We start from the raw sequence: 21128 nt of genomic DNA, 5'->3' as shown, positions 1-21128 counted from the left end.
GCACGGGATCGTCCCGACGTCCCCGCCCGGGGCACATGGAGCACCCGATGACACGAAAGGCCGCAGGGCGGGTACGTAGCTCTGCATGACACCTGAGCGACCCGACCCGTCGGTGCCGACGGCCACGTACCGGCTGCAGCTGCAGCCCGAGTTCCCGTTCGCGGCGGCGGCGGAGGCCGTGCCGTATCTGGCCTCGCTGGGCGTCTCGCATCTGCACCTGTCCCCCGTCCTCGAGTCCGTCCCCGGTTCGCGGCATGGCTACGACGTCGTGGACCACGCGCGCGTGCGCGCGGAACTGGGCGGTGAGGACGGCCTGCGAGCCCTGTCGCGCACCGCCCGGGAGCACGGGCTCGGGCTGGTGGCGGACATCGTGCCGAACCACATGGCGATGGACCCGCGCCACAACCGCGCCCTGTGGGAGGTCCTGCGGGAGGGGCCGAAGTCGCCGTACGCGCGGTGGTTCGACATCGACTGGGAGGCACAGGGCGGCCAGGTGCTGCTGCCGGTGCTGGGGGGTCCGGTCGGCGGGGAGCTCGGCAACCTCACGGTGGACGGCGAGGTGCTGCGCTACTACGACCATGTGTTCCCGCTCCGCGAAGGCACCGGGGACCTGCCCCTGCCGCAGCTCCTGGACGCGCAGTGGTACCGGCCGGTGTGGTGGCGGCTGGCCCGCACGGAGCTCAACTACCGGCGTTTCTTCAGCATCTCGGAGCTGATCGGGGTGCGGGTCGAGGACCCGGAGGTGTTCGAGGCCACCCACGCCAAGATCCTCCAGCTGCTGCACGAGGGGGTGGTGGACGGGCTGCGGGTCGACCACCCCGACGGCCTCGCCGACCCCGACACGTACCTCCAGCGGCTGCACGAGGCCACCGGCGGGCGCTGGACGATCGTGGAGAAGATCCTCGCCGACGGCGAGCAGCTCCCTGCGGCCTGGCCCGTGGCCGGCACCACGGGGTACGACGCCCTGCGGCACATCGACGGGCTGTTCACGGATCCGGCCGGGTTCGGTGAACTCCTAGGCCAGTACCGCCGGTTCGCGGCCCCGCAGACCGACCGGGGCGGTGACTGGGCGGCGACGGCGCGCCGGGCGGCGTACAAGGTCATCACGCACGAGCTGGCCACCGAGACCGACCGGCTGACCCGGGTGGCGGCACGCGTGTGTGCCACGTCCCCGGAGCCCGCCCTGCGCGACCGCGCGCCCTGGGCGCTGCGCACCGCGCTCCAGGAACTGCTGGTGCGGATGGAGGTCTACCGGCCCTACGGCTCCACGGACGCCGCCTCGGTCGTCACCGAGGAGGCCGCGGCCGAGGCCCGGCTCGCCTTCGTGGTCCCCGAGGAGGCGGGCGCCGTCGACGTCGTACGGGATCTGGTGCTGGGGCGGGCCGGTGCCGGGCCGGACCAGGTGGAGTTCCGCACCCGGTTCGCGCAGACGGCGTCGGCGCTGCGGGCCAAGTCCGTGGAGGACACGGCGTTCTACCGGTACGTACCACTGCTGTCGGCGACCGAGGTGGGCGGGAACCCCGGGAGTCCGGCCGTCTCGCCCGAGGAGTTCCACGCCTACTGCACGCGCGTGCAGCGCGACTGGCCGCTGACGGGGACCGTGGTGTCGACGCACGACACCAAGCGCAGCGCCGATGTGCGCGCGGCCCTGGCCGTGCTCACCGAGTGCCCCGCGTGGTGGGCAGACACGCTGGCCGAGGTGACCCGCGCCGGCGAGGGCGTGCCGGACGCACAGCTGGCGTGGGCGGCCTGGCAGACGGTGTTCGGGCTCGGTCCCGCGGCGCCCGAGCGGGTGCGCGGGGCGCTGCTGAAGCATGTGCGCGAGGCGGGCCTGTACACGAGCTGGACGGAGCAGGAGCCGGCGTACGAGGAGGCGGTGGCGGAGTTCGTCGCGGCGGGGCCGTGCGGGCCGCAGAGCGAGCAGGTGGCCGCGTTGCGCACCCGCCTCGAACCGCACATCCGGGCGAACGAGCTGGGCACGGCCCTGGTGCAGCTGACGATGCCCGGGGTGCCGGACGTGTACCAGGGCACGGAAGGCCGGTATCTGGCGCTGGTCGACCCCGACAACCGGCGGCCGGTGCGGTTCCCGCCGGAGGATGCCGGCGACAAGGGGGCGCTCACCTCGGCGGCGCTGCGGCTGCGCCGTCGCCGGCCGGACGTCTTCGGGGACGCGGCGACGTACACACCGCTGGCGGCACAGGGGCCCTCGACGGCGCACTGTCTGGCGTTCACGCGCTCCGGGGAGGTGCTCACCGCGGTGACCCGGCTGTCGCTGCGGCTGGCGGAGGCGGGCGGCTGGCGGGAGACGGTGCTGCCGCTGCCGCCGGGCGTGTGGCGCGACGTGCTGGTGCCGGAGCGGGAGTTCTCCGGGCACGCGCGCGTGGCGGAGCTTCTGGGCGAGTCGCCGGTGGCGCTGCTGGAGCGGGTCGCCACCGACTGACCAGGAGTGGGTGGACGAGGCGGGTGCACGTCGCGGAGGCCGGTGGCGGCCGGGTGCTCGGGGTGCGTCTGGTGGGACCGCAGGTGCCCGAGACGGTCGCCGAGAGCCGGCTGATCGTCGGCTGGGACGCCGGGGCCGCCGATGCGGCCCGGCGGGTGCACCCGCATCCGACGCTGTCGGAGGCGGTCGGCGAGGCGTTCCTGACGCCGGCAGGGCGCGGGCTGCACCAGCAGTGACGCCGGGGCCGCCGGCGGGGGCCCGGACAACCCGGCTGGCGCCTACGGCTCTACCCGCTGCCGGTAAATGCATCTGGGCGCCCCCTGGAGGCTCCCCGCGGCCTGCTTGACACCTCAACCAGACCGTGGGGTACTGCGGATTGCGAGGCCGGTCGGACGTGTCGGGGGTGAGTCTCCTGCCGGAGCTGCGCTACCCCACGGTGACCGAACTGGTCCGGTCCGCGCGGGCGTTGACCGCGCGCCGGCCCGGTGTCTGCCGGCTGCGGCAGGTGGGTGTCTCGCGCGCGGGCAGACCCCTCCACGTGCTGTCGATCGGCCAGTCCGGCAGGGCCGTCCTGGTGGTCGCGGGCGCCCACGCGAACGAGCCGACCGGCGGCCCGGCCGCTCTGGCGGTGGCCCGACGGGTGCTGGCCGAGCCGGAGTTGCGGGCGGACACGTCCTGGCACTTCCTGCTGTGCGCGGATCCCGACGGGGCGAGTCTGCACGTCACCCCGGCGCCGCGCAGTCTCCTCGACTACCACCTCGGCTTCTTCCGGCCGGCCGGGGCGGAGCAGCCGGAGTGGGCACCCGCGATGCTCCCGCCGGACCGGTTGCCGCCCGAGACCCGAGCCCTGACCCGGCTGATAGACGAGGTGCGGCCCTACGTCCAGGTGAGCTTGCACGCCACGGATCTGGGCGGCAGTTGGGTGCAGTTGACGAAGGACGTGCCGGGGATCGCCGAGCCGTTCGCCAAGTCGGCCGTGGAGCTGCACATTCCGGTGGAGACCGGCGCCTCGGACGCGGCGGGCTGGCCGGCGTCCGGGCCCGGGGTGCATGTGATGCCGGCGCCGGGCGCGGGGGCGGCGTACCCGAGCATGCCGGACGACGCGCGGCTCAGCACCTGGTACCACGCGCACCGCCACGGCGGTCTGACGGCGGTGGTCGAGGTGCCGATGTGGGCGAGCGACCTGGTGGACGATCCGGCCCGGCATCCGGCGCCGGCGGCGGCGATGCGGTGGCTGGCGGGGCGGCTGCTGCGCCAGTCGCGGGCGGTGGACCGGGTGCTGGCGGACGCGCTGCCGCGCCTGACGGGCGCCGAGGGACCGCTGCTGCGGGCCGCCACCTGGTGCCTGGAACTGGTGCCGGGGCTGGCCGCGGACTGGATCAGCACCCGGCCCGCCGACGACACCAGGGCGTACATCGGCAGTGTGGACGCGTTCTCCCGTCGGCTGCCGCTGCGTGCCGCGGCCATGCTGCTGCGGGTCCTGCGGGACGCCGACGACCGCGCGGCCCCGCGTCTGGAACGGCTCGTCGAGGAGTGGAGCGTCTCCTTCGCGGAACGTTTCGGGGCCCGCTGGGTGCCGTTGGAGCACCAGGTCGAGCACCAGGCCCGTACGGTCGTGACGGTGGCGCTGCACGCGCGTGAGCGGGCCCGCTGAGCCGGCCTCGCCCACGCGCGCGGACGTCTCAGCCGTCGAGGGCGAAGACCGCCCCGGTCCGGGCCCTCAGCACACAGGGGTTCGAGAAGGTCCGCCGGTACTCGACCGGGCGCCCGTTCCACTGCCCACCGGCCCGTGCCGTGACCGGCGCGTAGAGCATCGGGCAGTAGACGTCCGCGGGCGCGAGTGCGTCGATGTCGCCGCCGACGGAGTCCAGTTGCGCGCAGGCCTCGGCCGCGCGGCCGTGCCCCTGGGGCGGGTCGCACAGCAGGAGGGTGCCGCGTGTGTCGCTGGAGCGGCCGTCGCCTGTGGTCACCGTGAGGTAGAGGTGGTCGCCGCCGGCGAAGGACCCGGCCGTCGCGGGGGACGCGGCGGCCAGGAGCAGGGCGGCCGCCGTCAGAGCCAGGTGTGCCGCTCGCCGTACCGCTGTCGCTGAGCTGGTGTACGTCATTCCCGATGCATCGGCACGGCGGCCCCGGATCCCCAGCCCGGCTCACCCGAACGGGAGCGGGCGGGCACCTCCCGAGCGGCGAGTTCGAAGGCGGCGAGCACCACCCGGGACTGGTACTCGATCTGGCGCGGGACCGGGATCCAGCGCGCCCCGCAGCCGTCGCGGTAGTCGGCGCACCACAGGTCGACGAGCCGGTCCAGTTCCGGCAGCGCTCCGACCGGGTCGGCGCCCGCGCGGGTCACCAGCTGGTGCAGCAGACCGGCCGTACGCAGGGCGAGGCGCCGTCCGGCGATGCGCAGTGCGGCCAGGTGGCCGACGTTGAGCGGGGGCATCGGGCGGCCGCCGTCGTGGACGTCGGGGTCCCAGGCGTCGGCGAGTCCGGGGCAGACCAGTAAATAGTCCTCGACCGGGGCGAGCAGCCGGGCCGCGTCGGGGGCGGCCGAGACATGCGGGCGGATCCGCGTAAGGACGTCCTCGAGGAGTCGCGCGTCGCGGCGCAGTGTGTGGCTGACGGTGCGCAGCACGGCGGCCGCGTCGGCGGGGGTGCCGCCGTCCTCCACACCGGCCACGCCCCACATGGGCGCCTCGACGACGGCGGTCACGGTGCCGTACCGGTGCGGGTGGTACCAGGTCGACTCGACGGCGGCCTCGGTGATGGCGGCGGCCAGGTCGCCGCGGCGCGGTGGCGGGATCCGGTAGACGGCGGGGCCGAGGCTCGGCCAGTAGAGGGTGTCGTACGGGCCGAGCTCGCGCGGGATGCGCAGCCGGGACGCGGTGTGGGCGACGCGCCGGGCGAGGCCGGGCAGGTCCTGGGTGAGCTCTACGAAGCCGCCGCCCACGTCGACCCCGTGCAGGGAGCACTGGAGAAAGGGCCGCAGTTCGTCCTGGAGCGCGAGCAGGGTGCGGGTCTCCGGCAGTGCGGCGGCCTCCGCGCCGTCGGGCAGCCACTCGGGCTGTTCGCCGAAGCCGGGCCGGAAGAAGTTGCGGAAGTAGCGGCCGAGGGAGTACGGGCCGCGCAGCCAGCCCTCGTTGCGGCGCAGGCCGTCGGGGTCGAGGCAGAGCAGCAGGTTCCAGGTGGCGTCGGCCCCGACGGTGAGCCGGGGGTCGGCCAGGGCGCGTTCGGCGAGTCTGAGGGCGGTGCCGCCGCCGACGGGTTCGTTGGCGTGCGGGCCCGCGACCACGAGGGCCTGGCGGCTGCCGTGGCCGACGGAGAGCAGCCACAGGGGGGTGCCCGCGCGGGAGGTGCCGGCGCGGCGCAGCCGGGCGTCCGCCGGATGGCGGGCGACGAGCGCCGCGGCCCGCGCGCCGAGCTCGTCGACGGTCGGGTAGCGGAGGAGGGGCGGCAGGGCACACCTCCACAATGTGGTGCCGTCGGTTCACCTGATGTGCATGGTGTACGCACAGTCAGTCACGACTTGGGGGGTACGTCAACACCGTGAGACGGAACATGTTGAGGCCGCAACCGCACGTAAATCCCAGGCCAGAGGTGAGGTGGGGCTCAGTCGGCTGCGAGCCGGAAGGCCATCCGGCCGAACCCGACCTGATCGCCCTCGCGGACCACGGCGGCGCCGATGACCCGTCGGCCGTTGACCGTGGTGCCGTTCGTGGAGCCGAGGTCGCGCAGGACCCACATGCCGCCCTGGCGGCTGAGTTCGGCGTGCACGCGGGAGACGGTCTCGTGGGTCAGCCGCAGGCCGTTCGCCGGATCGCGGCCGATGCGCAGCGCGTGCCCGCTGCCGGGGTGCGGCAGCAGCAGCTTGGGCAGGCGCTCGGCCTGCCACGCCCTGCGCAGCCGCACGGTGAAGCCGGAGACGGCCTCGACGGTGCCGAACACCAGCCGGGAGACGCGGCTCTCCTGGGGCAGGTCCGCGGTGAGCACGGCGAGTTCGTCGGACCGGCGCGCGACGAGGGCCAGTTCCATCCGGCGCACGAACGTGTCGTGCGACAGGCGGCCCATGGCGACGCCGTCACGGAGCACCTTCAGCACCTTGTCGCGCTCCGCGTCGGACAGCCGCGCGGGGTACGTGTTGAACTCGAAGGACGACGTCACGTTGGTGATTGTCGGGCAGTGGACCCCGGGTGTCCAGAAAACGAGATGACGGCCCCCACCCGCGCACACCCGCCGACACCTGCCGCAAAGGGGAGGATTCCCCGGCGGATTGATCTCGTTTGAAGCACCATGGACGGGCTACATCACGGTGAACAGACGAAGGGGAACCGTCCGTGCAGTTCGAGGTGTGGGCACCGCAGGCCGGCCGTGTGACGCTCCATTGCGGGGGCGCCACGCACGCGTTGGAGCGCGATCCGGAGCGCTCGGGATGGTGGTGGGGCGAGGCGGAGGCCGGGGACGGCACCCGGTACGGCTTCGCACTGGACGACGGCCCGGTGCTGCCCGACCCGCGCTCGCGCCGTCAGCCGGACGGCCCGGACGGGCTCAGCGCCGTCGTCGAGCACGAGCGGTACACGTGGCGCACGCGGTGGGCGGGCCGGCCACTGCCGGGCGCGGTCCTCTACGAGCTGCACGTGGGCACCTACACCTCCGAGGGCACCCTGGACGCGGCCGCCGCCCGGCTCGACCACCTCGTCGAACTCGGCGTCACCCACGTGGAGTTGATGCCCCTGTGCCCCTTCCCCGGACGGCACGGCTGGGGCTACGAGGGCGTCTCCCTGTGGGCGGTGCACGAGCCCTACGGCGGTCCCGAGGCCCTGAAGCGCTTCGTCGACCGGGCGCACGAGGCGGGCCTCGGTGTCGTCCTGGACGTGGTGCACAACCACCTGGGCCCGTCGGGCAACTACCTGCCCGCCTTCGGGCCGTACTTCACGGACACGCACCACACTCCCTGGGGCTCCGCGGTCAACCTGGACGCTCCCGGCTCCGACGAGGTGCGCGCGTACCTGCTGGGCAGCGCGCTGTCCTGGCTGCGGGACTACCGGATCGACGGACTGCGCCTGGACGCCGTGCACGCGCTCGCCGACACGCGCGCGTGCCACTTCCTGGAGGAGCTGTCCACGGCGGTCGACGCCCTCGCCGACGAACTGGGGCGGCCGCTGTTCCTCATCGCCGAGTCGGACCTCAACGACCCACGGCTCATCACACCCCGCGCCCAGGGCGGTCTCGGGCTGCACGCGCAGTGGAACGACGACTTCCACCACGCCCTGCACACCGCGCTGACCGGCGAGTCCCAGGGCTACTACGCCGACTTCGCCAGGGCGCCCCTGGCCTCGCTCGCCAAGACGCTCACCGGCGGCTACTTCCACGACGGCACCTGGTCCAGTTTCCGCGGCCGCAGCCACGGGCGTCCGCTGGACCGTACGCGCACGGCGGGGCACCGGCTGCTCGGGTACTCCCAGACCCACGACCAGGTCGGCAACCGCGCCCAGGGCGACCGTCTTGCGGCCTCCCTCTCCCCCGGCCTGGCGGCCTGTGCGGCGGCGCTCGTGCTGACCTCGCCCTTCACCCCCATGCTGTTCATGGGTGAGGAGTGGGCGGCGAGCACGCCCTGGCAGTTCTTCACGGACCACACCGACCCCGAGCTCGCCGAGGCCGTACGCCGGGGCAGGCGGCGGGAGTTCGCGGAGTACGGCTGGGCCGAGGAGGACGTGCCCGACCCGCAGGACCCGGCGACCCGCGACCGCTCCTGCCTGGACTGGTCCGAGCTCGAACGCGAACCCCACGCGCGCGTGCTCGCCTGGTACCGCCGGCTCCTCGCCCTGCGGCACGAGCAGCCCGACCTCACCGATCCCGACCTGGCCGACACCAAGGTCGCCTTCGACGCGGACCGGCGCTGGCTCGCCTTCCGCCGCGGGGACGTCCGGGTGGCCGTGAACCTCGCGAAGTCACCGGCGGCCATCCCCCTGGGCCCGCGCGAGGCCCGTGTCCTGGCGGCCTGGGAGCCGGTGGACGCGCCGGGCGCGGACGGGGTGCTGCACGTGCCCGGGGAGTCGTGCGTGGTGCTGCTGCAGGGCTGACGTCCGGGACGCCTCCGGTTCGCGGGGCGACGTACGGGACGTCCGCCGTCGGGCACCTCGCAGGGACCGGACGGAGTGACCGGTGGGGGGTGACCGGTCGGGGGTGACCGGTCGGGGGTGACCGGTCGGGGGTGACCGGTCGGGGGTGACCGGTCGGGGGTGACTGGCCGGACGTTCAATTGGCCGGGGTGACCGGACGGGGTGACCAGCCGGGAGTGGCTGGACGGGGTGACCAGCCGGGGACGTCCGGACGGGATGACCAGCCGGGGGTGACCAGTCGGCGTGGTCGGCCGGGATGACCGGACGACGTGACCGGACGACGTGCCGGCATGGCGTGACCGGACGAAATGCCCGTACGAAATGCCCGTACGAAATGCCCGTACGACGTGACCGGACGACGTGCCCGGACGACGTGCCCGGACGACGTGACCAGTCCGCGTGGGGCCGTCTACAACTCCGCGTCGTCGGTCTCCTCGTCCCGCAGCTCGGTGACGCGTTCCAGCAGGATCGCCTCCCAGGCGCGCCGCAGCCGGGTGCGCAGCAGGGGCAGGGGCTCCGGGGCGCGGCCCTCCAGGCCCGCGGCGAGGCGGATCGCGGTGTCGCAGCGGGCGAGCCACAGTCCGCGCAGGCAGGGACGGGCGCCGTACCCGGCCAGGGTGGCGGCGCGGACGGCGGCGGGCGAGCCGACGGCGAGCGCGAGGCCCGCGATGTCCTCGGCGGGGTCGCCGACGACCGTGCCGGTCCAGTCGAGGACGCCGCGCACCCTGCCGTCGGCGCTGATCACGAGGTGTTCGCCGGTCAGGGCATGGTGCACGAGGACCGCGCCACCGGGCTGCGCGGCGAGCTGGACCGCGGCCGGCGAGGTGAGCTGCTGGAGCCGGGCCGGGTCGAACTCGTCGGCCGCACGCAGGACTTCGGCGGCCCGGCCGGCCTCCCGGCGCAGCGCCTCCAGGGAGCGCGGGGCCACGCGGGGGACGCCGAGCGCCTCGGCCTGCCGTACCGGCACCTCGCGCAGCCCGGTGAGCAGGCCGGCCAGGTCGGCCTCGCCGACGGCGGACACGTCGTGCTCCTCCGCCGAGCCGCCGGGCACCTTGGTGTCGAGCGTGTAGGCCAGTCCGGGTGCCCATTCGCCCTGCGCCACGCTGGTCGGCACCGCGACCGGCACGTGCGGGCGGACCAGCTCGCGCAGCCGCAGCTCACGGCGTCTGCGGGTGGTGGCCTCGCGGTCGGCGGCGAGGCGCAGGACATGGCGGGTGCCGACCCACCAGGTGGTCTGCCCGCTCTCGGCGACGGGCCGGACCTCGGGCCCGCCCGCGTCGGACGTGCCGTCCTTGAGCAGGGAACGGACCAGCCGGCGGACCGTGTCCGCGGTGGGTGTCGGTGCCTGGGTCATGGTCGCGCCGTAGTCGCTCGGGGGTGGAAGGGCTCCTGGGGGCTGGGTCAGTCCACTATGACCATCTCGCGGGTGGTGTCGTTGAGCCTGCGGCCGCCGTTCTCGGTGACCGTGACGATGTCCTCGATGCGTACCCCGAAACGGCCCGGCAGATAGACACCGGGTTCCACGGAGAAGCACATGCCCGGGACCAGCAGTTGTTCCTCGCCCTCGATCATGTACGGCGGTTCGTGCGTGGTGACGCCGATGCCGTGCCCGGTGCGGTGGACGAAGTACTCGCCGTACCCGGCGTCGGCGATGACCGCGCGGGCCGCCCGGTCGACCTCCTGGCAGGCCACGCCGGGCCGGACCGCCCTGAAGCCCGCCTCCTGCGCCGCGCGCACGACGTCGTGCACCCGGCGTTCCTCGTCGGTGGGTTCGCCGACATGGACCGTGCGGGAAGTGTCGGAGCCGTAGCCGTCCTTGAGGCCGCCGAAGTCGAGGACGACCATGTCGCCGCGTTCGATGACCCGCTCCCCCGCCTCGTGGTGCGGGTTGGCGCCGTTGGGGCCCGAGGCGACGATGGTGAAGTCGACCTGGGAGTGGCCGAAGCGGCGCAGCAGGTCGGCGAGGTCGGCGGCCACCTCGGACTCCCGGCGGCCACCGAAGGGCACCTTCCGGACCTCCTCGAAGGCCGCGTCGGCGGCCGCTCCCGCGGCGGCCATCAGCTCCAGCTCCGCCGCGTCCTTGACGGCGCGGAGCATCGGCAGGGCCTCGGTGAGGGAGGCGTACGCCGTGCCGGGCAGGGCCTTCTGGAGGCCCAGCAGGTGCATGGCCCAGGCGTTGTCGCTGATGCCGAACCGGCCGCCGGTGTCCAGGAGGGCGGCGGTGGCGGCGTAGGGGTCCTTGCCGTCGGTCCAGTCCCGCAGGGTCAGGGCGCTCGCGCCGGCGGCCCTGGCGGCGTCCGGGGCCTCCAGGGTGGGCACGACCAGGACGGGGTCCCGTCCGGGGGCGAGGACCAGCAGGGTCAGCCGTTCTGTGACGGCGGTGGGCGCGTAGCCGGTGAGCCACACCAGGTCGGGGCCGGGGGCCACGAGGAGTCCGGCGAGCCCGGCCTCGGCGGCCGACCGTGCCGCGCGCTCCATGCGGGCCCTGTAGTCGTCGGCGGCGAAGGGCGCTGCGGTGCCGGTCATCCGGGCCTCCCTGGGCGGGTGATGGTCTTTGAGCAGCATCCTGCCCGGACGGCGAGGGCCGCGCGAGCCGGTCGGCGGGTCTTTCGGCACGGATCGGCCGGGGCGCCTGGCGTGCGTCAGCCCTCCAGGGCCATACGGACGCCGAGGAGCAGCAGGACGCCCCCGGAGACCTGTTCCAGCCGTCGGCGCACGCCCGCGCGGGACAGCACCTCCCGCAGCCGGCCGACGAACCACACATAGAGGCTGTAGTAGCCGATCTCGTAGACCGCCCAGAGCGCGGCGAGCCCGATCATGGTGGGCAGGTGGGGTGCCCCCTCGGGCACGAACTGCGGCAGGAAGGACAGGGCGAAGACGGCCGCCTTGGGATTGGCGAGGTTGAGCAGCAGTCCCGCGCGGTAGACGGCCAGGCCGGTCCTGCCGGGGCTCTCCCAGCCGCCGTCGCCGCCGGCCTTCTCGGCCCGGCGCGCCTGGCGCAGCGCCTGGACGCCGAAGGCGACGAGCACGACGGCACCGGCGATCCGCATCACGTCGTAGGCGATCTCGGAGGCCGTCAGCAGCGCGGTCAGGCCGAGGGCTGCGACGACGCCCCAGAGGAACACGCCGGTCTCGTTGCCGAGCACGGTCAGGAGGCCGGAGCGCCTGCTGTGCAGGGACTGCTTGATGATCAGCACGGTGCTCGGGCCGGGTGACGCGGCGATGAGGGTGCAGGCCCCCAGGAAGGCGATGAGCGTGGTCGGCATGGGCTCATCGTGGCGTCCGCGGCCGGATCCGGACCAGTGGTTTTCCGCCGCCGGACGACGGGAGGGACTTGATCGGGCATCCCACCTAATGCTTGGATCCAATAGCAACCATTAGACGAGGGGGTACGTCGTGCTCGTGCTCGCACACATCAGCGATCTGCATCTCGACGGGACCGCACGCGCGACGGAGCGCGCCGAGCGGGTGCGCGACCGGCTGTGGCAGCTGCCGGGGCGGGTGGACGCCCTGCTGGTGACCGGTGACATCGCGGATCACGGTGCGGAGGCGGAGTACGAGGAGGCCGCGCGCATCCTGGGACTGCACGAGGGCGACGCGCCCTTCCCGGTGCTCACCTGCCCCGGCAACCACGACAGCCGCGGCCCGTACGGCAAGGCCCTGCTGCGCCGGCCCGCCGCCGACGGGCCGGTGAACAGCGTGCGGGTCTTCGACGGCGGTGCGGTGCTGATGTGCGACTCCAGCATCCCGGGGAGCGACGAAGGGGCCCTGGACGACGAGACGTACGACTGGATCGAGGCGACGCTCGACGACCTCGGCGGCAGCCGTCCGGCGCTGCTGGCCTTCCATCATCCGCCGGTGGCGGTACACCACCCCCTGCCCGACTCCTACCAGCTGCAAGACCGCGCGCGGCTGGCCGCGCTGCTGGAACGGCGGCCGGAGATCGCCGGACTGATCACCGGTCACGCGCACACGCCGACGGCGACCGTGTTCGCCGGGCGGCCCCTGATGGTCGGACCCGGGGTGACATGGACGCTGCGACTGCCGTGGGAGGGCGAACAGATCGCGGACCGGGACGCGCCGGTGGGGCTGGCCTTCCATGTACTGGACGACGAGCGACGGCTCACCACGCACTTCCGCGTGGTCAGGTGACGACGCCCGGAACGGCCGTCAGCTGCTGGTAGCCGCCGCTGCGGTGGCGGACCGTCAGCACGACCTCGCGGCCGGGGCGGGCGCGCGCGACGGCGCGCGCGAGATCCTCGGCCCCGTCGATGCGGGTCCGGCCGAGGGCGAGGAGTACGTCGCCCCGGACCAGGCCGGCCGCGTAGCCCGGGCCGGGGACGTGGACGCCGACCACCAGTGCGCCCGACTTCTCGGCGTCCACGGCCTCCAGACCGAGGGTGGCGACGGCGGGCGCGGGCGAGGCGGCGGGCGTCGGCGCCCCGGCCGACGGGACGGGGCCCCGGTGCGCCGAGGCGTGCGGCCCGCTGTGGTGAGGCCCCGCCTGCCGTCGCAGTTCGGCCAGTTTGCTCATGCCGATCACCGTGGCACCGACCGTCCCGAGACCCACCCCCGACAGCACCAGGACGGCCGCGGCGAACAGACCGAACAGCAGGGTCGTGAGCCTTCGTCCGCGCCGGCGCGCGGCGTGCGGGCGCCGGGCGGGCCCGGGCCTCCCGCCCCCGCCGGGCTCCTGACCGGGCATCGGCTTGGGACGCAGTGCAGTCTGTTCCATGGTTCGCCTCCGGCTGGATCACCACCGGCTGGTGTCTACCCGGCCCGGGGGCGCGCGACGAGCCACGAACGAGTGAGACTGACGGGCCATCAGGAGACACGACAGGGGCGGACGCGCAGAACGGGTCCGCCCCACCGGGTACCGGTCTCGTGCTCGTCCGGTCAGACGGCCAGGTGCAGGGCGGCCGGGGGGTGGTCCGGGAGGAAGCCGTGGGTGCGGCGGGCCAGGTGTTCGGCCTTGTAGCGGTCGACCGTGCGGTGCCAGTGCAGGATGCCCGCCATCCAGTGCTGGAGGTCGGTCACATAGCCGCGCATGACCTCGCGCCCCTCCTCGGAGAGCCCGAAGTCGTCGTACACGACGGGCAGTTCGTGCTCGGCGACATGCTCGAACTGCTGCATGCGCTGGGTCATGAGGTCGTGGACGACCCGCAGAGCGCTCGGGTAGTCGATGCCGAAGAAGTTCTGCACGACGAGGATCGAGTTGTGGATCTCGCCCTCGTACTCGATCTCCTTCTGGTAGGAGAAGACGTCGTTGAGCAGGCACGCGTAGTCGACGGCGGCGTTCTCCAGGGAGCGCACGGGTCCGCTGCGGTAGACCTCCGGTGGGACGGCCGGGCCGTGGCCCATGCGGCACATGCTCATGGTGAGGTCGGAGCCGAAGGTGGCGCGCCGCATCTCCAGGTAGTCGACCGGGTCGGGCACGCGGTGCAGGATCTGGTTGCCCAGCTCCCAGACCCAGCTCTCGGTCATCACATTGACGGCGTCCTTGAGGGTGCGCCGCTGGTCGGGGGTCATCTCCGCCGTGGTGCGCGCCCACAGGTCGATCAGGCCGCGTTCCATGGCGTTGCCGGGGACGAGGGTCTGCTCGCCGTCGAGGGGCATGCAGTCCGACAGCCGCCGGGTGGTGAGCCGGGCGGCGGCGAGGTCGCGGCGGCCGCCGTAGACGAGCGGGTAGTAGTCGTCGCCGTAGGTCCCCCAGGCCAGCCAGTGCGAGCTCAGGTCCAGGGCCTCGGGGCTCGCGTCCGGGTCGATGCCCGCCGAGCACAGGGGGAGGTCGGCCGCGGCCAGCTTGTCCTCGTCCCACACGCCCTCCTGGAGCATGCCCATGCGGTGCGCCCACGCGACGAGGCGGGGGCGGGCGCCGGGCAGGTGCGGACTGTGCTCGACCTGGAACGGCATGTGGAAGTCGGGCAGCAAGGACGGCCCGACCTTCTGGAACGGGACGTGGGTGTGGGCGCGCAGCCGCTCGGCGCCGGCCGAGGCGAGCAGGGCGCGGACGTCGGCGGCCGAGGTGCCGCGGCCGGTCAGGGTCTGCCAGGGGGAGGTGGTGTCGGCGCGGGCGTTCATGTAGCGGCTGGAGCGCATGTGCCATTCGTGGCCGCCGGACTGCCAGTCCTGCAGGCCCTGCGTGTACTTGGCGACGGCGGTCACCTCGGCCGGGGACAGGCCGTGCTCCACGGCGAGCGCGGGGACCTCGGCGAGGGCGGTGTGCTCGAACTGGTGGAGGCGGGAGGTGAGGACGTCGTTGACGGTGTCGGCGGCCTCCTGGGTGGTGCAGCCGAAGAAGGTCTCCAGGACCAGGACGCCGTTGCTGAGTTCGCCCTCGTCCTCCACCTCGCGCTGGTAGGAGAACAGGTCGTTGCGCAGGTGGACGCCGTCGGAGAAGGTCTCCATCAGCACGCGCAGGGGCCGTGAACCGGCGACGGACGCGGGCACCTCGGCCGTCGCGTACTCCACCAGACCGGCCGACCAGGGGGCGCCGCCGACCTTGCGGCGCATCTCGATGTACTCGACGGGGTTGGCGATCCGCCCCTCGTTGATGTTCGACAGCTCCCACAGGGACTCGTTCAGCAGGTGCTCGGTGGCGACGGCGAAACGGCGGCGCCAGTCGGCGGACATGGACGGCACGGTCCGCGTCCACAGATCGGCGAGGCCCGCCTCGACCGGGTTCTGCGGCTCGGGCATCGGGGTCGACAGGTCCATCGGCATGAACAGGGGCAGCCGGTCGAGGTAGGCCTTGCCGCCGGCGCGGTCCTGGGTGCGCTTGAAGGTCTCCAGGAAGTGGTCGTCGAAGAAGAAGACCCACACGTACCAGTCGGTGATGAGCGAGAGCGCGGGGCCGTCGCAGTCGGGGTGTGTGTAGGCGCAGAGCAGGCCGTAGTCGTGCGCGTCGAGGTCGGACTGCTCCCAGATCCCGGAGCCCTCCAGCATGCCCATCTCGCGCGCCCACGTGGTCGAGTGGGCGCGGGCCTCGTCGAGGTGGGGGTTCAGCCGCGCGGGATACGGCATGTAGAAGTGCGGGAGTTCGAAGGGCTGCTGCGTCATGAGCCGGGCCCTACCCAGGGCTCTCCGCGGGCATCCACCACGGCACACATGATCACACCATCGCGTGAATCCGGGACGAAACCGGCAGTTCCCGGCGTCTGTTGTGGCGTCGAGGGCGGCCGCGGTGGTTCGCGGCCCGCGACAGGGGCGCCCCGGCCCGTCCCCCCTGCCCGTGCCGACGCGCCCGGACGTCTCGTGTCGCACCTCATCGACGGGATCAAGTCCCTACGCACCCATGTGACATGAGAACCTGGACAGGAGAGGGGTTCGGACGGAGCCGTCGAGGTGTGTGCCGACAGGGGGTCCTCGATGTTCGGGGCAGAGTTGTTCACCCAGACCGCTGCCGCCGCAGCGGGCACGATGGTCGGGCTGATGACCACGGATGCCTGGCAGGCGGCCCGGCAGCGGATGGCCCGGTTCCTGCGACGGGAGGACGTCGAGCGGCTGGACCGGGTCAGGGCGGAGCTCGACGCGGCACCCCCGGCCCAGCAGGAGATCATGCTGCGGGAGCAGCGCCAGGAGTGGGACAGCACCCTGCGCGGCCTGCTGGCCCACAATCCCGGCCTGTCCGGTCTGCTGGCCGAGTTCGTCCAGGAGTTCTCCGGCATCGCGCGCCCGGTCTTCATCCAGGTGCAGCAGGCCCCGGGCCCGCTGGAGCCGGTCCGCGCCCCGGGAGCGCTGACCGTCGCGCCTCCCCTGGGCCGGCTCGACCGCCGGGTGCGGGGCCGGGAACCGCTCCTGGACACGCTCAAACAGCTGGTGGGCAAGCCGACTTCGGGTGTGCAGGTGCTGCACGGCATGGGCGGCAGCGGGAAGACCACGGTCGCCCTGGAGATCGCCGCGTACGCCGCCGCGCTGAACGTCGACGTGTGGTGGGTGACGGCGAAGAACCCGGCCACGCTGAGCGCCGGGATGCGCGAGGTGGTGGCCGCACTCGGCACCCCCGCGGATCTCATCGACCGTGCCTGGTCGGGGCGTTCGAGCGCTACCGACCTGCTGTGGCGGCGGCTGTGCGACACCTCGGCCCCCTGGCTGCTGGTGGTGGACAACGCCGACGAGCCCGAGCACCTGGCGCCCTACGGCCGGCTGGCGGAGGGCAGGGGCTGGATCCGGCCCGCCGCCGAGCTGCCGGGGCTGGTGCTGATCACCAGCCGGGACAGCAGCCCGCGGACCTGGGGGCCGTGGGCCACGCTGCACTCGGTCGACGCCCTGGAGGAGGACGACGCCACCGAGGTGCTGTGGGACCTCGCCGGGGAGCGGGCCGGTTCCCGGGAGGACGCCCGACTGCTGACCCGGCGGCTCGGCGGGCTGCCGCTGGCGCTGCGTATCGCGGGCTCGCACCTCGCGGCGGCGTCGGCGTTCCCCGCCTGGCCGGGCACGACGACCGTGCGGACGTACGCCGACTACCGGGTGGCCCTCGACGAGCGCTTCACCGAACTCCTCGACGAGCATCCGCCCGGGCGGCAGGGCAGCAACTACTCGGTCCCGGTGACCGGCACCTGGGAGCTGTCGCTGGACCTCCTGGAGCGGCGGGGCATCGTCCAGGCCCGGCCGCTGATGCGGCTGCTGTGCTGTCTGGGCGAGGCGCCGGTGCCGCTGGTGGGCCTGTTGCGCCCCGACCGGCTGGCGGAGTCGTCACTGCTGCCCGGTGTCACCCCCCAGGAGCTGTACACCGCGCTCACCTCGCTCGCCGACTTCGGACTGATCGAGCTGCACACCCCGCCCGGCGGCGACGACCACACCCGCACCCTGCTGATGCACCCCCTCGTCCGGGACGCCGGCCGTCTCCAGCGGGACCTCGCCGAGCACATGCGGGAGTACGCGGCCGTCGTGGCCGACCTGGTCGTCTGCGCCACCGCCGAGCTCAGCGAGGACGACCCGCGCGACTGGCCGCGCTGGCGGCTGCTGCTCCCGCACTGCGACGCCCCGCTGGCCCTGATCGGCGACCCGTACGAGGCGGCGGACGAGCTGGTCTCCAAGGCGCTGCGGGCCGCCGCGGCCGGGGCCCGGCATCTGATCCGGCGGGGCTGGCTGGACCGGGCCGAGGAGGTGCTCGGGGCGTGCGAGCCGGTCGTGCTCGCATGCGGTCCCCGTGACCCGGACGCGCTCGAAGTGCGGTCAGCGGCCGCCCACTTGCTGCATCTGCGGGGCCGGCTGCCCGCGGCGGAGTCGCTGCTGCGCACGGTGCTGGAGGACACGCGCGCCCTGTTCGGTGACGCGGCCTGCGAGACCGCCGACGCGCGGTACGCCCTCGCGAATCTGCTCAACGGCCGGGGGCGCCCGGTCGAGGCGGAGACCGAGTACCGGGCGGTGCACGCCACGCGCCGGGCCCTGCTGGGCGAGCGCGACCCCCGGACCCTCGCGGCCCGCAAGGGCGTGGCCTGGATGGCCCGGTACCGGGGGCTGCTCGCCGAGGCCGAGGAGGAGTACCGCCTGCTCCTGGACGCCTACCGGGAGACCCTCGGCGCGAACCACCCCGACACCCTGGTCACCCGGCACGAGATGGCCCAGGTGCTGCACGAGCGCGGCATGTTCCGGCAGGCCGAGCAGGAGCTGCGGGAGACGCTGGGGGTGTGCGGGGACGTCCTGGGCGAGCGGCACCCGATCACGCTCGCCGTGCGCCACGACCTCGCGGACGTCCTGCGGGACCGCGGCCTGCTCGTGGAGGCCGAGCACGAGTTCCGTGCGGTGCTCGGGCTGCGCGCGGACGCCTACGGCGAGGACCACCCGGAGACGGTGGCCGCCCGGCACGGCCTGGCCACCGTGCTGCGCGACCGGGGCTGGCCCACCGACGCGGAGACCGAGTTCCGGGAGGTCTTCGAGGTCCAGCGCAGGCTGCTCGGCGACATGCACCCGCACACCCTGGTGGTCCGGCACAACCTGGCCGACCTGCTGATGGAACGGGGCCAACTGGAGGCGGCGGAAGCCGAGTTCAGGGAGGTGTACGCGGCCCGCCGGGAGGTGCTCGGCGAACAGCACCTGCTCACCCTGTCGGTGCGGCACGGCGCCGCGCACGTGCTGCACCTGCGAGGCCGGACCGACCGGGCCGAAACCGAGTACCGCACGGTCCTGGCGGACTGCGTGGAGACCCTCGGCCCCCGCCACCCGGGCACGCTCGCCGTCCGCCACAACCTCGCCGACCTGCTCAAGGACCAGGGCCGGCTCGCCGCGGCGGAACAGGAGTTCCGGGAGGTCTACGAGGCCCGCCGGACCGTGCTCGGCGAGCAGCACCTGCTCACGCTGTCCGTACGGCACGGCGCCGCGCACGTGCTGCATCTGCGCGGGCACGTGGAGCGGGCGGAGGGGGAGTACCGGACGGTGCTCGCGGACTGCGTGGAGACGCTGGGGCCCCGCCACCCGGGGACCCTGGCGGTCCGGCACAACCTGGCCGACCTGCTGTGCCTCAAGGGCGAACTCGACGCGGCGGAAGCGGAGTTCACGGAGGTGCGCGCGGCCTGCGAGGAGGTGCTGGGGTTACGGCACCCACGGACCCTGGCCGCGCAGGCGGCCCTCGCGGGCCTGCGTTCCGAGGATCAGGCGCCCCGGGACCCCGACTCGGCGGCCACCGGTTCGTAGCCCGGGAAGTGTGCGGGGATCTGGGTGAGGTCCCACAGGGCGAGCGTCTTGTCGTCGTAGAAGTCGTCGGACTCGTCGTCGCCGATGACCTGGAGCGGTTCGGGCAGGCCGAAGGGGGCCAGCCGGAGGTTGATCGGCCGCCACCAGCCCGTGACGATGTCGGTGTTGGCGGGCGTCCTGGAGAAGGTCGTGGTGAGCAGATAGCGCGAGCCGCTCTCGCGGAAACGGGTCAGCGCCTCCACCACATGCTGGTAGGAGAAGTGCACGAGCGCGTCCCGGCACACGATGAGGTCGACGCGCGGCACGGGCTGGGCGGTGAAGTCGAGCAGCTGGAACTCCCGCCCCGGGCCGGGGTGTTCGGCACGGTTGGCCGCGACGAGTTCGGCGACGACGTCCCCACCGAGGTAGGAGGCGCCGTGCAGGTCGACGTGCCGCATCCAGTTCAGGTCGCCGCAGGGTGCATCCAGTACCGAACGGACGCCCAAGTCCGCGATCAGGGACCCGAGTTGGGCGATCACGCGTTTCATGCGCTGGAGCTCGGAGCCGGGGCCGGAGCGGGTCTCGTCGGAACCCCAGCGGTTGGTGCGGTAGATGTCGGTGAACACGTCGTGCAGGTCGGCCTCGTCACGGGCGTCCGAGACGTCGAGGTAGCGCCGTGCGTCCACGTCGTAGACGGGCTCCCCAGGATTGCGCAGGTACCGCGGGGTCAATGACGTCCTCTTTCGCTGCCCGTCGGCGGGACGTAGGGCAGCCCACCGGATCAACCCCAGGCAGCATAACTCTCCTCAGGGCCGGACCTGGATGAGCGCGTGCGTGCCGCTCGTCCGCCAGCGCCGCCCCCGCGCCTGGTCCAGCGCGGTCACCGTGCGCCCGTCGAGCCCGGTGATCACGTCGGACTTCAGGGTGCGCAGGGCGGCGACCGGTCCCGGGAAGTGCGCGGTCACCTCGGCGAAGGGCGTGTCCGGCGTCCACCACCGGTCGCCCACCAGACGCCGGTAGTTGAGGTCGCCCTTCAGGACGGTGAGGGTGGCGCCGCCGATCTCGGTCCGCAGGTCGTCGGGCATGTCCGCGTACGGCAGCGGCGCGCAGGAGAACGCGTGCGCGCGGACGTCGAGCCGTCCGTCGCCCATGGCGTCCCACAGCCGGCGCCCGTAGGCCGCGGCCTCCCCCGGCGCCCGTACGAGCCGGCGCAGCGCGTCGACCACGTCGGCGGTCGTGGCGTCGGAGACGTAGTAGGGGTACGGCTTCACATGCAGCACGACCCGTTCGACATGGCCGTGTCGGAGGAGATGGGCGACCAGGAGGAGGTCGGGGATCAGCTCGCGTCCGGCGTTGTCGGCGATCAGGCAGAGGGTTCCGGCCCCGTCGAGCAGGGCCCGGAGCCGGTCGCTGTCGTCGGCGACCAGATCCGGTACGGCGTCCCGCCCCTCGGCCTCCCCGTCGGAGAGGCGGAACCCCAGATCGGCCCGGTTGCCCCACAGCGACCCGTGCAGCAGGGCCGCGCCCTGCTCCTCGGCCGACAGGGCGGAGAGTTCGTCCAGCGCGGCGAGTTCCTCGTCCGTCTCCGGGGAGTCGAGTTCGGCGAGTTTGGAGGGGCGGAAGGGATCGATGCCGCGCCAGGGCCCGTCCCCGAAGTACCCGACGGCATCCAGCAGCCGCCGGTAGAAGTAGCTCTCGGACCACAGCCAGGGCACGTCGAACCAGGACTGCCCGAGGTAGCCGCCGATCCCCCACTCGCTCCACGCCCCGCCGGGCAGCGGCTCGATCACACCCTTCGTGCAGCTGTCGAGCAGCGCGTCGAGGGCGCGGTGCTGCTCGGGCCCGTAGGGGAACGCCTCCCGCACCTGTCCGATGATCGCGGGATGCCGCTCGGCGAGCACGCCGTAGGGGAAGGAACCGGGTTCATTGCCGAGGATGACGGGGGCGCTGATGGACATGCG

General features: G+C 73.6%; 15 protein-coding genes and 1 pseudogene. 6 read left to right on the top strand and 10 right to left on the bottom strand.

Annotation, left to right across the window (positions count from 1 at the left end):
• Nucleotides 1-85 precede the first annotated feature (85 nt).
• The 3 genes and pseudogenes from treY (at nucleotide 86) to M2163_RS36365 (ending at nucleotide 4094) form a co-directional block, all read left to right on the top strand.
• Complete coding sequence (gene treY / locus M2163_RS36375; protein ID WP_280896094.1) at nucleotides 86-2440, top strand: malto-oligosyltrehalose synthase; 2355 nt, start codon at nucleotides 86-88, stop codon at nucleotides 2438-2440.
• A gap of 29 nt (nucleotides 2441-2469) precedes the next feature.
• Nucleotides 2470-2676: pseudogene (locus M2163_RS36370) on the top strand (dihydrolipoyl dehydrogenase); the annotation flags it as partial.
• A 167-nt stretch (nucleotides 2677-2843) separates the two neighbouring features.
• A complete protein-coding gene (locus tag M2163_RS36365; protein ID WP_280848675.1) occupies nucleotides 2844-4094 on the top strand; it encodes a M14 family zinc carboxypeptidase in 1251 nt (416 codons plus the stop codon).
• 28 nt (nucleotides 4095-4122) lie between these two features.
• On the opposite strand, the gene M2163_RS36360 is transcribed toward M2163_RS36365, so the two are convergent.
• The 3 genes from M2163_RS36360 to M2163_RS36350 form a co-directional block, all read right to left on the bottom strand.
• Nucleotides 4123-4545: an SSI family serine proteinase inhibitor gene (locus tag M2163_RS36360; protein WP_280896093.1), complete on the bottom strand. Its 423-nt coding sequence runs from the start codon at nucleotides 4543-4545 to the stop codon at nucleotides 4123-4125.
• Nucleotides 4542-5906 (bottom strand): M14 family zinc carboxypeptidase, encoded by a 1365-nt coding sequence (locus M2163_RS36355; protein ID WP_280848677.1) that lies wholly within the window; start codon nucleotides 5904-5906, stop codon nucleotides 4542-4544. The genes M2163_RS36360 and M2163_RS36355 overlap by 4 nt, the downstream gene beginning before the upstream one ends.
• A gap of 137 nt (nucleotides 5907-6043) precedes the next feature.
• Nucleotides 6044-6595: a DUF1707 and FHA domain-containing protein gene (locus M2163_RS36350; protein ID WP_280848678.1), complete on the bottom strand. Its 552-nt coding sequence runs from the start codon at nucleotides 6593-6595 to the stop codon at nucleotides 6044-6046.
• A gap of 173 nt (nucleotides 6596-6768) precedes the next feature.
• Between M2163_RS36350 and treZ the strand changes: the two genes are divergently transcribed.
• Nucleotides 6769-8514 carry a malto-oligosyltrehalose trehalohydrolase gene (treZ, locus tag M2163_RS36345; protein WP_280896092.1) on the top strand — a complete coding sequence of 582 codons (1746 nt, stop codon included), beginning with the start codon at nucleotides 6769-6771 and terminating at the stop codon, nucleotides 8512-8514.
• Nucleotides 8515-8962: 448 nt separating this feature from the next.
• Here the strand turns inward: treZ and M2163_RS36340 are convergent, their stop codons facing one another.
• From M2163_RS36340 to M2163_RS36330, 3 genes are all read right to left on the bottom strand, one after another.
• Nucleotides 8963-9907, bottom strand: coding sequence for an aminoglycoside phosphotransferase family protein (locus M2163_RS36340; protein WP_280896091.1), 945 nt, complete (start codon nucleotides 9905-9907; stop codon nucleotides 8963-8965).
• Nucleotides 9908-9954: 47 nt separating this feature from the next.
• Nucleotides 9955-11079, bottom strand: coding sequence for an aminopeptidase P family protein (locus tag M2163_RS36335; protein WP_280848681.1), 1125 nt, complete (start codon nucleotides 11077-11079; stop codon nucleotides 9955-9957).
• Between the two features lie 116 nt (nucleotides 11080-11195).
• Nucleotides 11196-11819, bottom strand: coding sequence for a LysE family translocator (locus M2163_RS36330; RefSeq protein WP_280848682.1), 624 nt, complete (start codon nucleotides 11817-11819; stop codon nucleotides 11196-11198).
• Between the two features lie 130 nt (nucleotides 11820-11949).
• On the opposite strand from M2163_RS36330, the gene M2163_RS36325 reads away from it, so the two are divergent.
• A complete protein-coding gene (locus M2163_RS36325; RefSeq protein WP_280848683.1) occupies nucleotides 11950-12705 on the top strand; it encodes a metallophosphoesterase in 756 nt (251 codons plus the stop codon).
• On the opposite strand, the gene M2163_RS36320 is transcribed toward M2163_RS36325, so the two are convergent.
• Together M2163_RS36320 and cyc2 are read right to left on the bottom strand one after the other, a co-directional pair.
• Nucleotides 12698-13288, bottom strand: coding sequence for a PDZ domain-containing protein (locus M2163_RS36320; RefSeq protein ID WP_280848684.1), 591 nt, complete (start codon nucleotides 13286-13288; stop codon nucleotides 12698-12700). The two genes, M2163_RS36325 and M2163_RS36320, sit on opposite strands and share 8 nt — an antisense overlap.
• A 161-nt stretch (nucleotides 13289-13449) precedes the next feature.
• Nucleotides 13450-15612 (bottom strand): germacradienol/geosmin synthase Cyc2, encoded by a 2163-nt coding sequence (cyc2, locus tag M2163_RS36315; RefSeq protein ID WP_280848685.1) that lies wholly within the window; start codon nucleotides 15610-15612, stop codon nucleotides 13450-13452.
• A 309-nt stretch (nucleotides 15613-15921) separates the two neighbouring features.
• Here cyc2 and fxsT point away from each other — a divergent pair, with 309 nt between their 5' ends.
• Nucleotides 15922-19188, top strand: coding sequence for an FxSxx-COOH system tetratricopeptide repeat protein (gene fxsT, locus M2163_RS36310; RefSeq protein WP_280896090.1), 3267 nt, complete (start codon nucleotides 15922-15924; stop codon nucleotides 19186-19188).
• On the opposite strand, the gene M2163_RS36305 is transcribed toward fxsT, so the two are convergent.
• Nucleotides 19146-19898 carry a class I SAM-dependent methyltransferase gene (locus tag M2163_RS36305; RefSeq protein WP_280848687.1) on the bottom strand — a complete coding sequence of 251 codons (753 nt, stop codon included), beginning with the start codon at nucleotides 19896-19898 and terminating at the stop codon, nucleotides 19146-19148. The genes fxsT and M2163_RS36305 overlap by 43 nt on opposite strands.
• 75 nt (nucleotides 19899-19973) lie before the next feature.
• The gene (locus tag M2163_RS36300) at nucleotides 19974-21125 is read right to left on the bottom strand and encodes a damage-control phosphatase ARMT1 family protein (RefSeq protein WP_280896089.1); all 1152 of its coding nucleotides are present in this window, start codon (nucleotides 21123-21125) and stop codon (nucleotides 19974-19976) included.
• Between the last annotated feature and the right edge of the window lie 3 nt (nucleotides 21126-21128).

The sequence above is a fragment of the Streptomyces sp. SAI-135 genome, assembly GCF_029893805.1.
Taxonomy (GTDB): Bacteria; Actinomycetota; Actinomycetes; order Streptomycetales; family Streptomycetaceae; genus Streptomyces.
Note: the sequence above shows the minus strand (reverse complement) of the source record. Positions and strands in the feature narration are given on the sequence as shown.